Origin of the sequence: Exiguobacterium sp. s70, assembly GCF_018618315.1 — a bacterium.
Taxonomy (GTDB): Bacteria; Bacillota; Bacilli; order Exiguobacteriales; family Exiguobacteriaceae; genus Exiguobacterium; species Exiguobacterium chiriqhucha.
Genome location: NZ_JACSLV010000003.1, coordinates 278,260 through 291,954 on the forward strand (window position 1 = coordinate 278,260; position 13,695 = coordinate 291,954).

16 protein-coding genes are annotated in these 13,695 nt (G+C 51.8%); 7 read left to right on the forward strand and 9 right to left on the reverse strand.

The annotated features are described in order from the left end of the window. Positions 1–2: 2 nt before the first annotated feature. The 3 genes from ahpF (at position 3) to KNP84_RS09840 (ending at position 3,473) form a co-directional block, all read left to right on the forward strand. A complete protein-coding gene (gene ahpF, locus KNP84_RS09830; protein WP_215114699.1) occupies positions 3–1,526 on the forward strand; it encodes an alkyl hydroperoxide reductase subunit F in 1,524 nt (507 codons plus the stop codon). A gap of 183 nt (positions 1,527–1,709) precedes the next feature. Beyond that, positions 1,710–2,489, forward strand: coding sequence for a BglII/BstYI family type II restriction endonuclease (locus KNP84_RS09835; protein ID WP_215114700.1), 780 nt, complete (start codon positions 1,710–1,712; stop codon positions 2,487–2,489). Between the two features lie 147 nt (positions 2,490–2,636). Next, positions 2,637–3,473: an aldo/keto reductase gene (locus tag KNP84_RS09840; RefSeq protein ID WP_215114701.1), complete on the forward strand. Its 837-nt coding sequence runs from the start codon at positions 2,637–2,639 to the stop codon at positions 3,471–3,473. Between the two features lie 36 nt (positions 3,474–3,509). On the opposite strand, the gene KNP84_RS09845 is transcribed toward KNP84_RS09840, so the two are convergent. The 4 genes from KNP84_RS09845 to KNP84_RS09860 form a co-directional block, all read right to left on the reverse strand. Further along, positions 3,510–4,328 (reverse strand): MetQ/NlpA family ABC transporter substrate-binding protein, encoded by an 819-nt coding sequence (locus tag KNP84_RS09845; RefSeq protein WP_021067914.1) that lies wholly within the window; start codon positions 4,326–4,328, stop codon positions 3,510–3,512. 25 nt (positions 4,329–4,353) lie between these two features. Further along, on the reverse strand, positions 4,354–5,016 hold the full coding sequence (locus KNP84_RS09850) for a methionine ABC transporter permease (RefSeq protein ID WP_215114702.1): 663 nt from the start codon (positions 5,014–5,016) through the stop codon (positions 4,354–4,356). Next, positions 5,009–5,755, reverse strand: a complete 747-nt coding sequence (locus KNP84_RS09855) for a methionine ABC transporter ATP-binding protein (protein ID WP_058765237.1) — start codon at positions 5,753–5,755, stop codon at positions 5,009–5,011. Before KNP84_RS09855 ends, KNP84_RS09850 begins: the two co-directional genes overlap by 8 nt. A 114-nt stretch (positions 5,756–5,869) precedes the next feature. Next, positions 5,870–6,616 (reverse strand): hypothetical protein, encoded by a 747-nt coding sequence (locus KNP84_RS09860; protein ID WP_215114703.1) that lies wholly within the window; start codon positions 6,614–6,616, stop codon positions 5,870–5,872. Between the two features lie 137 nt (positions 6,617–6,753). Between KNP84_RS09860 and KNP84_RS09865 the strand changes: the two genes are divergently transcribed. Together KNP84_RS09865 and KNP84_RS09870 are read left to right on the forward strand one after the other, a co-directional pair. Further along, on the forward strand, positions 6,754–7,182 hold the full coding sequence (locus KNP84_RS09865) for a MarR family winged helix-turn-helix transcriptional regulator (RefSeq protein WP_058765235.1): 429 nt from the start codon (positions 6,754–6,756) through the stop codon (positions 7,180–7,182). Between the two features lie 106 nt (positions 7,183–7,288). Further along, entirely contained in the window at positions 7,289–7,813 is a 525-nt protein-coding gene (locus KNP84_RS09870; RefSeq protein WP_029596405.1) for a CarD family transcriptional regulator, read from the forward strand. Between the two features lie 89 nt (positions 7,814–7,902). Here KNP84_RS09870 and mqo read toward each other — a convergent pair whose 3' ends face one another. Continuing rightward, on the reverse strand, positions 7,903–9,402 hold the full coding sequence (mqo, locus tag KNP84_RS09875; protein ID WP_215114704.1) for a malate dehydrogenase (quinone): 1,500 nt from the start codon (positions 9,400–9,402) through the stop codon (positions 7,903–7,905). Between the two features lie 162 nt (positions 9,403–9,564). On the opposite strand from mqo, the gene KNP84_RS09880 reads away from it, so the two are divergent. Both KNP84_RS09880 and KNP84_RS09885 read left to right on the forward strand, forming a co-directional pair. After that, on the forward strand, positions 9,565–10,035 hold the full coding sequence (locus KNP84_RS09880; protein WP_251131207.1) for a DUF2691 family protein: 471 nt from the start codon (positions 9,565–9,567) through the stop codon (positions 10,033–10,035). A gap of 32 nt (positions 10,036–10,067) precedes the next feature. Beyond that, on the forward strand, positions 10,068–10,619 hold the full coding sequence (locus KNP84_RS09885; protein WP_215114705.1) for a histidine phosphatase family protein: 552 nt from the start codon (positions 10,068–10,070) through the stop codon (positions 10,617–10,619). Positions 10,620–10,665: 46 nt separating this feature from the next. Here the strand turns inward: KNP84_RS09885 and KNP84_RS09890 are convergent, their stop codons facing one another. The 4 genes from KNP84_RS09890 to KNP84_RS09905 form a co-directional block, all read right to left on the reverse strand. Continuing rightward, positions 10,666–11,529 (reverse strand): DegV family protein, encoded by an 864-nt coding sequence (locus KNP84_RS09890; RefSeq protein WP_029596408.1) that lies wholly within the window; start codon positions 11,527–11,529, stop codon positions 10,666–10,668. A 90-nt stretch (positions 11,530–11,619) separates the two neighbouring features. Next, a complete protein-coding gene (locus KNP84_RS09895) occupies positions 11,620–12,132 on the reverse strand; it encodes a methylated-DNA--[protein]-cysteine S-methyltransferase (RefSeq protein WP_215114706.1) in 513 nt (170 codons plus the stop codon). Next, complete coding sequence (locus tag KNP84_RS09900; protein ID WP_215114707.1) at positions 12,119–13,018, reverse strand: DNA-3-methyladenine glycosylase family protein; 900 nt, start codon at positions 13,016–13,018, stop codon at positions 12,119–12,121. The genes KNP84_RS09895 and KNP84_RS09900 overlap by 14 nt, the downstream gene beginning before the upstream one ends. Further along, on the reverse strand, positions 12,975–13,562 hold the full coding sequence (locus KNP84_RS09905) for a bifunctional transcriptional activator/DNA repair enzyme AdaA (RefSeq protein WP_214836503.1): 588 nt from the start codon (positions 13,560–13,562) through the stop codon (positions 12,975–12,977). The genes KNP84_RS09900 and KNP84_RS09905 overlap by 44 nt, the downstream gene beginning before the upstream one ends. Positions 13,563–13,695: the final 133 nt, after the last annotated feature.

Consider the following 13,695-nt stretch of genomic DNA (forward strand, 5'->3'; position numbering starts at 1 on the left):
TCATGTTAGAAGCAGATATTAAACAACAGTTGGAACAATATCTCCAGCTCATGGAGGGCGATGTCGTCCTTCGTGTCAGCGCTGGAGACGACGCGGTCTCAAAAGAGATGCTCGACCTCGTGAACGAACTCGCGAGCATGTCGTCACGCATCTCGGTCGAGAACGTCACGCTCGAACGCACACCGAGCTTCAGCGTGAGCCGTCCGTCTGAAGAGACAGGAATCGTCTTCGCAGGAATCCCACTCGGTCACGAATTCACGTCACTCGTCCTCGCGTTGCTCCAAGTGAGCGGCCGGGCGCCGAAAGTGGACGCGGATGCGATCAAACAAATTCAAAGCATTCAAGGCACGTACCACTTCGAATCGTATATCAGCCTCAGCTGCCACAACTGCCCGGACGTCGTCCAGGCACTCAACGTCATGAGCGTCCTCAACCCGAACATCTCACACACGATGATCGACGGTGGTGCGTTCAAGGCAGAAGTGGAAGCGAAAGAAATCATGGCTGTCCCGACCGTCTTCTTGAACGGTGAGGCGTTCGGCAACGGACGCATGTCACTTGAAGAGATTTTGGCGAAACTCGGAACTGGTCCTGACGCTTCGGCGTTTGACAACAAAGACCCGTATGACGTCCTCGTCATCGGTGGCGGCCCAGCTGGTGCGAGCGCAGCGGTTTACGCGGCTCGTAAAGGTATCCGGACCGGCATCGTCGCGGAACGCTTCGGTGGACAAGTGATGGACACGATGGGGATTGAGAACTTCATCGGCACCTCTTACACGGAAGGCCCGAAACTCGTCGCGAGCTTGGAAGAGCACGTGAAAGAGTACGGCATCGACGTCATGAACCTCCAGCGCGCGAAGCGCCTCGAGAAGAAAGACCTCGTCGAAGTCGAACTTGAGAACGGTGCCGTCTTGAAGAGTAAGAGTGTCATCCTGTCGACTGGTGCTCGCTGGCGCAACGTCAACGTCCCAGGTGAGGCCGAGTTCAAAAACAAAGGTGTCGCCTACTGCCCGCACTGTGATGGCCCGCTCTTTGAAGGCAAGCGCGTCGCGGTCATTGGTGGCGGTAACTCTGGGATTGAAGCAGCCATCGACCTCGCTGGAATCGTCAAACACGTGACGGTGCTCGAGTTCGCTGCCGAACTCAAAGCCGACCAAGTGCTTCAAGACCGTCTCCACAGCCTCCCGAACGTGACCGTCGTCACGAACGCTCAGACGACAGAAATTACGGGTACGGACAAAGTGAACGGCATCTCGTACTTGTCACGTGAGACGAACGAGACGCATCACGTCGAACTCGAAGGCGTCTTCGTCCAAATCGGTCTCGTCCCGAACACGGACTGGCTCGACTCGGTCGAACGCAACAACTTCGGTGAGATTGTCGTCGACCGTCATGGCGCGACGAATGTCCCAGGTGTGTTCGCAGCAGGGGACTGCACGAACAGCGCCTACAAACAGATCATCATCTCGATGGGATCTGGTGCGACTGCCGCACTCGGTGCTTTCGATTACATGATTCGCAACTAATAAAAAAGTTCGTCCTTATATGGGGACGAACTTTTTTATTAGTTGTGAAATGATAAAATATTAACTATATAAGTAAAAAAAGTTATAAGTTCTATTTGATTTATAAGTAACTCTAAAAATATTTATACAACTCTATGTTAATCCGAGGTGAGCAGTTTGTACAAAAAGATAGTAGAAGCAAAAATGAACGAATTCGAAGCTTTGAAGTGGAACAATAAAACTGAAGGTCGCCTGGTCCTTCATCCCGAGAATCAAATTTTCTTTCGCCATGCTGATTTATTTTTAAAAAATTTTGAGGAAATCAAATTAAATATATTAAAGGCTCTTGAAATTGAACTCACAGATATCAAGCATTTTAGCGATAAAACGTCTACAAAAAAAACGACATATTATAAAAGACGCATAACCGCTGACAGTCTAAACAAATCATTGAAAGATAACATGAGGTGCAACATACCGAATATTAAATTTGAAGTCGAATTCAAAGAAGGAATATTTTATGATACTCCTAAGACAGGCGGTTTTGACTTTGGGTTATTCGATGAAACGTATAACTTAATTAATTTTAGAAATTACTGTTTTGGTAGAAGAAGCATCTATGATGGACAAAAAAGATGGGAAGACGAATTATTAAAAAGAATAGACTGGAATCAAATAGCAAATAATTATGACTTGGATTCCTATGAAACCGGAGTAGATATTACATACAACAAAAAAATTCCTACAATCATAGGAGAGGTACAATTTGGCAACTGGGCTTTAGTTTATTACGATATTTTAAAAACAATTCAAATGGAGCAAACATTTGAAATTGATTTACTTATTTATATCACTGCAGCAGGTAATCTAAAGAAAATGATTAGTGATGGAACTGTAAATTTACAGGTCATCGATAATGCATTAGAAGAATTTAAAAGTATTATAAAATTTCCTATTTGGGTAATAGGTGTGGACTTTGAGTGACTTGTTCTTACACTTTATCACTATAATGTAATATGCAATTAGACTTTTGATTCCCTGTTCTATTTTAATCTCCACATTTAAACGTTTGATTCCCCGGGAAAGTGGAATATCGGACAAGAGAACGGATTTTGAATGAGGAGGCATTTTATGAACATCCCAACCATCAAACTACATGACGGCTACGAGATTCCGGCCATCGGACTCGGTACCGTTTATTTACGAGGCGAACCGGGTGTCGACGCCATCACATGCGCCATCCGCAACGGGTATCGCTTAATCGACTCAGCGATTCGTTATGACAATGAAGGTGCCGTCGGAGAAGCCGTCCGGCAATCTGGCATCCCTCGCGAGCAGCTTTTTTTGACGTCGAAGCTGCGGGCTCAATATTTTAATTATGATGATGCACTCGAGATGATTCGTGAGTCACTCTATCGGGCGAACCTCGACTATTGGGACTTGTTCCTGTTGCATTGGCCGAACCCGAAACAAGACAAATACGTGGAGGCGTGGCGCGCACTCATCCAAGCGAAAGAGAACGGGTGGATCCGCTCAATCGGCGTCTCGAACTTTATGCCTGAGCACCTCGACCGTTTGATTGAGGAGACGGGTGAGACACCGGTCATCAACCAAATCGAGCTCCACCCATACTTCTCCCAAGTGGAACAGCGTCAAGCTGACAAAGAGCGCGGCATCATCACTGAGGCATGGAGTCCGTTGAGCCGAGCCCGGACCGTCACGCATGACGAGACGATTGCGGAACTAGCAAGACAAAAAGGCAAGACCGTGTCTCAAGTCATTCTGCGTTGGCACGTCCAACTCGGTGTCATCCCGCTCCCCCGTTCGTCGAGCGAGTTGCACCAAAAAGAGAACCTCGACGTCTTCAACTTCGAATTGACCGAGGACGAGATGGAGACGCTCAACGCACTGACGAAGCCGGACGGCCGTATCGATAATCAAGACCCGAGAGAATACGAGGAATACTAAAAAAAGATTGAGCCGTCTGGGCTCAATCTTTTCTCGTTAAAACGCCGGAATCGCCGTTTCTTCGTAATTCTCTTCCAAGAACGCGCGGACTTCGTCACTTGTGAGTGCTTCTCCGAGTTTCTGGATCGCTTCTTCATCTTTGTTGTCTTCACGAGCAACAAGCGTGATGGCGAAGTCGTTCTCGACACCTTCCGTCAAGAGAGCATCGCTCTTCGGCGTCAAGCCGAGTGGAGCCGCGTAAGCCGGCGTCATGAGGACCGCATCGACGTCATCATACGCACGCGCGAGCATGAGCAAATCGACTTCCTCGAACTTGAGATTCTTCGGGTTTTCGGTGATATCGGCTTGCGTGTAATACGAACCGTTCTTCTCACCGAGCTCGATCACATCATGCTGTGCGAGCAGCGAGAGCGAGCGGTCGATGTTCGACACGTCGTTCGCGATGGCAATCGTCGCGCCTTCCGGGATATCGTCCATGTTGTCATACTCTTTCGAATAGACACCGTAGTTGGCGAAGTAAATCGGTTCGATTGGGACGAGGTTGGCGTCATTGCTGCGGTTGAACTCTTCCATGTACGGGACGTGTTGGAAGAAGTTCGCGTCGACTTCTTTCGCTGCGAGCGCCGTGTTCGGTTGGACGTTGTCACCGAGGACGACGATTTCGAGCTCGATGTTGTCTTCTGCGAGTTGCTCTTTCGCGATTTCAAGCATATCCGTCATCGGTGGGATGAGCGATGCGACTTTGAGCGTCTGCGGTTCGTTTGACGGGGCTTCCGTCGTGTTCGTTTCTGAATCGTTCCCACACGCCGCGAGGACGAGTGTGAGTGAGGCGAAAAGCGCCAATAATTTTTTCATAAGTTCTCCTTCTTTCTTTAGGTAATTAGCGTTTGTCGATGAGCCGAGCCACCGTCGTACCGGTGAACTGAATCATCTGAACGAAGACGAGCATGATGAGAATCATGTACATCATCAGCTCCGTCTTGAACTGTTGATAGCCGTAGCGGATGGCAAAATCACCGATGCCACCGCCCCCGACCACCCCCATGATGGTCGAGTACGAGATGAAGCTGATGATTGACGTCGTGAGCCCGAGGACGAGACCGGAACGGGCCTCGACGTACAAGAACTTGAAGATGACGTCTTTGATGGACGCCCCCATCGACACGGCCGCCTCGACGACGCCGCGCGGGACGTCAAGGAGTGACTGCTCGACGAGTCGCGAGTAGTGGGCGATGGCGATGAGGGCGAGCGGAACGGTTGCCGCCGCCGTCCCGATGGCCGTTCCGATGATGAGCCGCGTAAATGGAATCAAAAACACGACGAGTAACAGGAACGGGAACGAGCGGACGATATTGACGATCAAGTTGAGCACGGAGAAGACGGCCCGATTCTCTAACAGCTGTCCTTTCCGTGACAAATAGAGCCACGTCCCGAGCGGCAGACCGAGCAGGACGGCCGCGAGAATCGAGACGCCGACCATGATGAACGTCTCGCCGATCGATTGCCAAATCTCGGTCTGATATTGCAGGAGCACCTCAGGCATGTGGTTCACCCGCCTTCTTCAGTTGGTCGACGAACCAGGACGGGTTGTCGTCGATGTCTGCGACCCCGCTCGGAATGACGTCAATCGTCTCATACACCGAACCGTCCGTCATGACGGTCACGCGGTCACACACTTGTTTGATGACGTCCATCTCATGCGTCACGATGACGATGGTGACGCCGAGCCGCTCATTGATCGACTTCAACACGCTGAGCACTTCGGCCGTCGTGTTCGGGTCGAGCGACGACGTCGGCTCATCGCATAACAAGACATGCGGTTCGTTCGCGAGCGCCCGGGCGATGGCGACACGCTGCTTTTGACCGCCACTGAGCTGCGCCGGGTACTTGTCTTTGAACGACTCGAGCCCGACAAAACGAAGGCACTCGAGCACCCGGGCCTCATGCGTCGCCCGCGGTCGACCGGCCAGCTTCAACGAGGCGGCCACGTTGTCATAGACGGTCTTGTTCGCGACGAGATTGAATTGTTGGAAAATCATGCCGATGACGTGACGCTTCTCGCGTAGTTGTCGACTCGACAGGCCCGTCAACTCATCGCCATCGATCGTGACTTGCCCTGTATCCGGTGTCTCGAGCAGGTTCATCAGTCGGAGCAACGTCGATTTGCCGGCTCCACTCGCGCCGATGATGCCATATACCTCGCCACGCTCGATTTGAAGCGAGACGTCACGGACGGCTGCGTCGCGGCCGAACTGTTTGCTGACATTCGTTAACGTGATCATAGATGGTTCCTTTCTCTCATGGGAAAACTGGGTCAACCTCGTACCCCATTTTAGCGAACTAAAGCAAACTTGTCAGGTGAGGTGCTTCACAAAAAAAGAACCGCACGTGGCGGTTCACTTTAACGGGTGCTGTTTGAAATGCTCAGCGATATGGCGCCGCATCGATTCACGATTTTCGGCAAAGATTCGATGTCGATGGCCGTTTCCCCCTGATGGATGGGGAAATCCGCTCACGACGCGTTCTGGCGCGATAATGCCCTTGTCGACGAGCGTCTCGACGGCCCGACGGACGTTAATCCCCATCGGCAAGATGAGTGCGTCCTCGAGGACGGCCATCTCGTCGGCGAATCCCCCTTCGACATAAGACCGAAATAAATCCGTCTTTAACATATCTGGACTCGACCCGTTGTAGTTCTTCCCTTTATAGAAGACCGGATACGGCAACACCGCCGTGTTCTGAACGAGATGGTTCGCCTCGCCGAACAAGTCGAGCGTCGTCGGAATCCCAAGGTGGTGATGCAACTCCAAATCGTCGAGCATCGTCACCAAGTTCTTGCGAATCGGTCCGGAGAAGCTACCTCGTTGTTTGACAGCTCGAAGCGCCTCCTCGTCGGGTGCGTCCGCCAAATCACGAATCGCCTCGAACGATTGCCGCATTTGATACAATCCTGGCGTAATCCCTGCGATGACGACTTTAGCATTCGGATTAATATATTCGAACGGCGCATAATAAATCGTCAGTTGCTTGTTCGAGTCCTCCTCGAGCAGGAACGGTTCACTCTTCAGTGTCGTCTCCTCCAGGTCGGACAGTTCGAGAATATGTTGTTTATAGCGTTGAAATAAATCGGTACGTGTCGGCATGATTGTCCCTCCTCTGTTTCTGTTCTTTCCCCAAACCGCCAAATCCTATCAGAGGATGGTGAACTCGTTTCGCGCATTGACGCGGCACATCCGCTTTTGTATAGTTAGGAACGACAAAACGAATAGGAGTGACCAATTTGACTCCAACAGAACCGACGACACGACTCCTCGACCTCCTCAGTGAGCGACATGACCAAATCCGTCGCATCAGCGAGCGGGCTTGGAACGAGCAACACGATATCTACATCTCCAACTCCGAATGGTACGTGCTCGCCCGGATTTATCAAACAAAACCGACCATTGCCGAAGTGACACGCAACGTCCACATCTCCCGTCAAGCGATCCATAAGCTCATCAAGAACTTGAAAGCGAAGGAACTCGTCACGGTGACCGATCATCCGACGAGTCGAAAAGATAAATGTATCGAGCTGACCGAGCTCGGGGTCCGTTGCTACGAACAGAACGAGGCACTGAAAGCCGAACTCGAACAAAAAATAGCCGATTCACTCGGTGATGACGCGTTCCGACAACTGAAAATGTTGTTGAAAGCCGACTGGAATTTGTAATCTCTCCTAACGATTGGGAGGGATTTTTTTGTGTCATATCTCACCTCAAATGTCAACCGAGTTGACATTTCGTGTCATGAACTACTATACTTGATGAAAGGAAGAGGTGATCGATTTGTTCAAAACTGGTGATTTAATCATCTATTCGACCCACGGAGTTTGCCGCATTGACGACATTTCCGACATGACGGTCGCGGGTGAGACAAAGTCGTACTACACGCTCCATCCCATCAATAACGCACAGAAGTTGCAAATCAGTATCCCCGTCGATAGTGATAAAGTGATGATGTTGACGCTCCTTGAAGCGAAAGAAGCAAAAGAGATCCTCGAATCGTTCCGCTCGCCGGGTGTCGAATGGAATCCCCATCCGAACAACCGCAATCGTGAATTCTTGAACGTCGTGCACTCGGGTAACCGTCACGAGATTGCTCAAGTCATCAACACGCTTGCTCGCCGCCAAAGCGAAGCTCTCTTGTTGAACAAAAAGTTATATGAACAGGACCGTAAGATTCTAGAGAACGCTAAAACGATCCTCGTGAAAGAACTTTCGCTCGCGCTTGAATTATCGGAAGAAATTATCGATCAACAAATTGCTGCTTATTTGAGCGAAGAACCTGTCGCCACTACTTGATTGGCCCCTTCCGTGCGAAGAGGTCTTTTTTTTATGCGAAAATTGAAAAGAAAAAGCGAGAATATGAACATATCCTCGCTTGTACTCGCTTAATTGTGGACGACGCCTTTCTCTTTCAGGCCGAGCGCCATCGCTGTCGATTCGTGAATCGTCTTGAACAGTTCCGGGTGATCGGAGAGTGAGATACCATAAGACGGTACCATCTCTTTGATTTTCGGTTCCCATTCCGGCATCCGGCTTGGGAAGCACTGCTCGAGTACTTTTAACATGACGTGCACGGCCGTCGATGCGCCCGGTGACGCACCGAGCAGCGCTGCGACCGATCCGTCTTCGGCGCTGACGACTTCCGTTCCGAACTGGAGTGTCCCTTTGCCGTCCGGCGTGTCTTTGATGACTTGCACACGTTGTCCGGCGACGACAATTTCCCAGTCCTCATTCTTCGCGGTCGGAATGAATTCGCGGAGCTCGTCCATCCGTTTGTTGTGCGACAAGAGCACCTGCTCAATCAGATATTTCGTGAGCGGCATCTCTTTCGCCCCAGCCGCGAGCATCGTCACGACGTTGTATGGTTTGACCGATTGGATGAGATCGAGGTTCGAGCCCGTCTTCAAGAACTTCGGCGTAAAGCCGGCGAACGGTCCGAACAACAATTCTTTGCGCCCTTCGATGAAGCGCGTGTCGAGGTGCGGCACCGACATCGGCGGTGCGCCGACTTTCGCTTTGCCGTATACTTTCGCGTTGTGCTGTTCGATGACGTCACGGTTCTTACAGACGAGGAACAGACCGCTCACCGGGAATCCACCGATGTGCTTCGACTCCGGGATGCCTGTCTTTTGAAGGAGCGGTAGGCTGCCGCCACCGCCGCCGATAAACAGGAACGGCGCCGTGTGCGTCTCGATCGTGTTCGCCTCGATGTCTTTCACTTTCACTTCCCACAATCCGTTCGCCAACCGTTTCACGTCCTCGACGCTATGCTTGTAATTGACCTCGACGCCTTGGCCGGTCAAATGGTCAAACAGCATACGTGTAAGCGCACCGAAGTTGACGTCGGTACCTGAATCGATTTTCGTCGCCGCGATCGGCTCATCGACGGAACGTCCTTCCATGACAATCGGCATCCAGTCACGGAGCTGTTCCGGGTCATCCGATAAAACCATCCCTTCAAACAACGGATTATTTGTTAGCGCTTCCAAACGTTTCTTCAAGAAGCGGACATCATTCTCGCCTTGGACCATACTCATATGTGGAATCGAACGGATGAACGCTTCCGGATTTTGAATCAAGCCTTTGTTGACGAGATGCGCCCAAAACTGACGCGAGATTTGGAACTGCTCGTTCACGTTGATTGCTTTCGAGATATCGAGCGTGCCATCTGGCTTCTCGGTCGTATAGTTCAACTCGCAGAGGGCGGCATGTCCCGTCCCGGCGTTGTTCCATTCGTTCGAACTCTCTTCCCCTGCACTTTCGAGCTTCTCAAACACTTTGACTTCCCACTCTGGTACGAGCTCTTTAAAGAGCGATCCGAGCGTCGCACTCATGATGCCTGCACCAATCAAAATGACGTCTGTTCTCTTTTGAACACTGCTCATGAAAACCACATCCTTCTCCCCTGGATTTGTGTATGAGACGATTCGGTAAATCCCCATTCGCCGACTCGCCCCGTTTATAATTGTTATATTGATTATAACGCTTTTGTGATGTTTGATAAGGGTTAAGTACGGATTTCATCCATGAAACTTTTGAAGGGAGGAATGCAATCCGTGAAGCGCGGCATCCGTTTTAAAATCCCGAATACATATGGACGCTTTCTGGCCGACATGTTGAGTCCCATCGATATCGCCTCTTACAGCTGGTTCGTCGGTGGTGAGGAATCGTATCGTGTGAAGAACGGCGACCTCGATCAACCGTTGTTTCCTGGAGAGACCGAGGTAGATGGAGAAACGTTTTCTCATTTGATTCATCAGGATGAGCACTATCTCATCTTCGCGAATTTAAAGGCCTTTTCGAAAGGACCGGTGAAAGACATTGAGACGTATGAGGCGTTTCGTGATAGCCATTGTGACCTTGCCCTGCTCATCGTCGACTCCACGTTCGTCGATATGTACTGCAAAGATCAACAAATGATTGAATCACTCTATACGCACGCCCTATCTCGTTCCTTTGAGGACGTCGCCTATTTGACCGACGCCAACGATACGAAAACGAGTTTGACCGTCTGGTAAGCACCCAACCCTATAACGAAGGAGGATTCATCATGTCTACATTCTATCTCATCCGTCATTGCTCGGCGACTGGCCAAGAGCCGGACGCCCCACTCACCGAAGCCGGCGAACAACAAGCACTCGCCCTCACTGACTTCTTTCGAGACATTCCCGTCGACCGCATCATCTCGAGCGACTATACGCGAGCTACTGCCTCGATCGCACCGCTCGCCACATCCAAGCAGCTGACCATCGAGACGGAGCCGAAGTTGCGCGAGCGCATCCTCTCGCTTGAACCGCGCGACGATTGGTTCGAACTGCTCCGCCATTCGTTCACCGACACCTCGTTCCGTTTGCCGGGCGCCGAGTCGGGTCAAGATGCGATGGACCGGATTTTGAGCGTCATCGACTCACTCGACGACATAAACGGCACGACCGTCCTCGTGACGCACGGAAACCTGCTCGCGTTGCTTCTTCAACATGTGGATAACCGCTATGACTTCGACACGTGGCGCAATCTCAGCAATCCCGACGTCTATCGCCTTAAAATTGTGGATAACTCTTGGTCTGTGGAACGTGCCTGGTCCGTCCCTGCCTGTGGATAACGTTATCCACAGAAAAAGCCGCCTCTTAATTGAGACGGCTTACGTTTTATTTCTCCACAAAGAACATCGAGATGGCTCCGAGGCCGACGTGCGTCCCGACCGAGACGCCCATCTGCATGAGGTAAATCTCACCTTTGAAGTCGGATTCGGCTTGAATCTTCGCCTTCAAGTTCTCGGCAATCTTTTGATCTGACGTATAGCCGATGATGACGAAGTTGGTGATGTCCTTGTCGCAGCGTTTGATGAACTCGTCCGTATAGTGCTTGAGCACTTTACGCGTTCCCCGTTCTTTCGCGACGATGGCCCCTTTGCCGTTCTTCATGCTCATGATCGGCTTGACCATCAACAGCTTGCCGATGATGGCGCTCGCATTCGAGATGCGGCCGCTTTTAATCAAGTGGTCCAAGTCGTCGACCGACAAGAAGTGCTTCACTTTCAGCTTATACTTCTCGTTGAAGTCAACGAGCTCCTCGAACGTCGCCCCGGCTTCACGCATCTGGGCACTCTTCATTAATAACCAACCGCTCCCGTGGCTCATCGAACGTGAGTCGACGATATGAATCTTCACCGTCGAATCGGGATGCGCCTCTTCGAAGTATTCTTTTCCGAGCACGGCCGATTGATACGACCCGCTCGTCCCGCTCGACATACAGATGCAAAGAATCTCGTCATGTCCGCTCTCGACGGCCTCTTCCATCAATTTCATGAACGTTGCGGGGCTCGGCATCCCCGTCGTCGGGAATTCCGGTAGCGCTTCCAACATTCCGTAAAACTCATCGGGCTGGATGTCGACACGGTCCTCATACGATTTATTGTCAATCGTGATGATGAGCGGCGCGACGCCAATCTCATATTTTGCTAAAATCTCATCGGATAAATCACAAGTTGAATCTGCTAGTAATTTTATCATGGTACCCTCCAAATAATCGCCCCTAAATGACGAGAATCGTCCTAGACCACTACGTCGATTCAGACGTCACGATAGGACTTCTCCATTGTATCAGATATGGAGGGGTAGATGTTTTTTTGCCAGGCTCGGATATGCGTTTGTTTGCTCGTGTCGAAGCAGCCATTCCTTTCGCCAGAGGCCGCCCGCATAGCCCGTCAACGTCCCGTTCGATCCGATGACGCGATGGCACGGGATGACAATGCTCAACCGATTGCGCCCGTTGGCACTGCCGACGGCCCGCACGGCGCGGTCCCGGCCGAGTGTCACGGCCAGTTCGCGATACGAGGTCGTCTCGGCGTATGGAATCATGACCAGCGCCTGCCACACGTCCTGTTGAAACACCGTCCCCTCGACTTCAAACGAGAACGTGAACGATTGGCGACGTCCGTTGAAGTACTCCTCGATTTCTCGGTAGCACGTCTTCAACACGTCCGGCGTCGTCTCATCCGCTTCAAAGCAGACGTCAGTACGTTCGACGAACAGGATGGAACGGATGGCCATCTCTGTCCCGACAATCTCCAGAATCCCAATCGGACTCACATAGTCCAGTCTATACGTCTCCATACAATGACCTCCATAAATAGAATGTGGCGTACGCTTCCCACCCGGCAAAGCGTTCCCCGTACTGCCTCACTTCGTCTGCCGTCAACTTGTCGCTTCGCCCAAGATGATGCTTCAACGCCTGATGCAGACCAGCATCCGCAGCCGGGAACGCCGTCGGATCTTGGAAACACTTCATCCGGACATACGCGGCCGTCCACTCCCCGACACCACGTAAGCTTAACAACCGTTCATGCATCACGTCGGGTGGCTCGCTGCGCAACTGCTGTTTCGACAATCGTCCGTCCGTCATTTCCTGGGCGATGCCGATGATATATTCTGCTTTCCGGGTACTGAATTGGAGCGGTCTCAGTTCACTCGGGTCGAGCAGCGCGATTGTCTCTGGGGTCGGGAAAGCCCAGTACGTCACGCCGTCCACTTCCCGAGATGGTCCGTATTGCTCGACGAACCGTCGTTTCAGCGTATAGGCGAACGACAGTGTGATCTGTTGACCGATGACGGCCCACGTGAGCGCCTCGAACAAGTCTGGGAAGCCGATCAGACGTAGCCCCTCGTACTCTCGGACGAGCGGACGCAACAGTTCATCCGTCTCGGCCATTCGCACGAACGCTGCGACGTCTTGGTCGAGGTCGAACCAGTCGCGGACGTATCGTTCCACGTGTTCCTGTTCCGAGCTCGTGATGTCGTCTTCCGGGAACACGATGACGAGGCCGTGAGCCGTCTCCATGATGTCCCCGAGCAGCAATCGTCCGCCCACATCGAATAGCTTGGAGACGGACGTTTCGCGGGCGACATGCATCACTTCATCGTCGGAGCGTCGCAAAAACTGCAGACATTGTTGAAAATCAAACGGAGCGGTGACGTGAATCTCGAACGATGAGCGACTCATCGGCTCCCCCCTTTCGATACATGCTCGGTGAACAACCCTTTAGCCGTCGGAAGACGCGATAAAAGTTGGATGGGGTTTGAAAGCCGACCTCATAACAGATGGCGAGATTGCTCATGTCCGTCGTCCGCAACAGATGGGCCGCCTTGTCGATGCGAACCTTTTCGAGCAGACGGCGCGGCGTCTCGCCCGTCGCTTGCGTGAACGTCCGCTCGACGTAGAACGGGCTCAAGCTGACGTGCTCGGCAATCTCCTCAAGCTTGAGCGGCCGTTTGTAATGCGTGAGCACGAACGCCGTCACGTCATGGACGAGCGCGCTCGCCGGACTACGGTCGACCTCGGGCTGACATCGTTTGCACGGCCGAAAGCCAGACGACTCCGCTTCAGCTTTCGTCTCATAAAAATCGACATTCTCCCGCTTCGGCTTCCGCGAGCGGCACGAGGGACGACAGTAAATCCCGGTCGTCTTGACCGCGGTATAAAACTGTCCGTCATACGTCGCGTCACAGACGAGCACTTTCTCCCACTTCTCTTCAAACGTCAGCATCTCGTCACCCCCTTTGTTCCACTGTATCAGATTGATTTTCGTTCACTCGTCCTATTTCTTGCGTTTACAGTCTACATTCCCGCGATTTATGAATCTCATTTATTTTGAATCCGTCTTCCCGTCTGACTCGTAC

Excerpts from the sequence above, each read along its gene's own strand:
- ahpF (WP_215114699.1), top strand. The coding sequence starts at position 3 with ATGTTAGAAGCAGATATTAAACAACAGTTGGAACAATATCTCCAGCTC.
- KNP84_RS09835 (WP_215114700.1), top strand. The coding sequence starts at position 1,710 with ATGAACGAATTCGAAGCTTTGAAGTGGAACAATAAAACTGAAGGTCGC.
- KNP84_RS09840 (WP_215114701.1), top strand. The coding sequence starts at position 2,637 with ATGAACATCCCAACCATCAAACTACATGACGGCTACGAGATTCCGGCC.
- KNP84_RS09845 (WP_021067914.1), bottom strand. The coding sequence starts at position 4,328 with ATGAAAAAATTATTGGCGCTTTTCGCCTCACTCACACTCGTCCTCGCG.
- KNP84_RS09850 (WP_215114702.1), bottom strand. The coding sequence starts at position 5,016 with ATGCCTGAGGTGCTCCTGCAATATCAGACCGAGATTTGGCAATCGATC.
- KNP84_RS09855 (WP_058765237.1), bottom strand. The coding sequence starts at position 5,755 with ATGATCACGTTAACGAATGTCAGCAAACAGTTCGGCCGCGACGCAGCC.
- KNP84_RS09860 (WP_215114703.1), bottom strand. The coding sequence starts at position 6,616 with ATGCCGACACGTACCGATTTATTTCAACGCTATAAACAACATATTCTC.
- mqo (WP_215114704.1), bottom strand. The coding sequence starts at position 9,402 with ATGAGCAGTGTTCAAAAGAGAACAGACGTCATTTTGATTGGTGCAGGC.
- KNP84_RS09880 (WP_251131207.1), top strand. The coding sequence starts at position 9,565 with ATGCAATCCGTGAAGCGCGGCATCCGTTTTAAAATCCCGAATACATAT.
- KNP84_RS09885 (WP_215114705.1), top strand. The coding sequence starts at position 10,068 with ATGTCTACATTCTATCTCATCCGTCATTGCTCGGCGACTGGCCAAGAG.
- KNP84_RS09890 (WP_029596408.1), bottom strand. The coding sequence starts at position 11,529 with ATGATAAAATTACTAGCAGATTCAACTTGTGATTTATCCGATGAGATT.
- KNP84_RS09895 (WP_215114706.1), bottom strand. The coding sequence starts at position 12,132 with ATGGAGACGTATAGACTGGACTATGTGAGTCCGATTGGGATTCTGGAG.
- KNP84_RS09900 (WP_215114707.1), bottom strand. The coding sequence starts at position 13,018 with ATGAGTCGCTCATCGTTCGAGATTCACGTCACCGCTCCGTTTGATTTT.
- KNP84_RS09905 (WP_214836503.1), bottom strand. The coding sequence starts at position 13,562 with ATGCTGACGTTTGAAGAGAAGTGGGAGAAAGTGCTCGTCTGTGACGCG.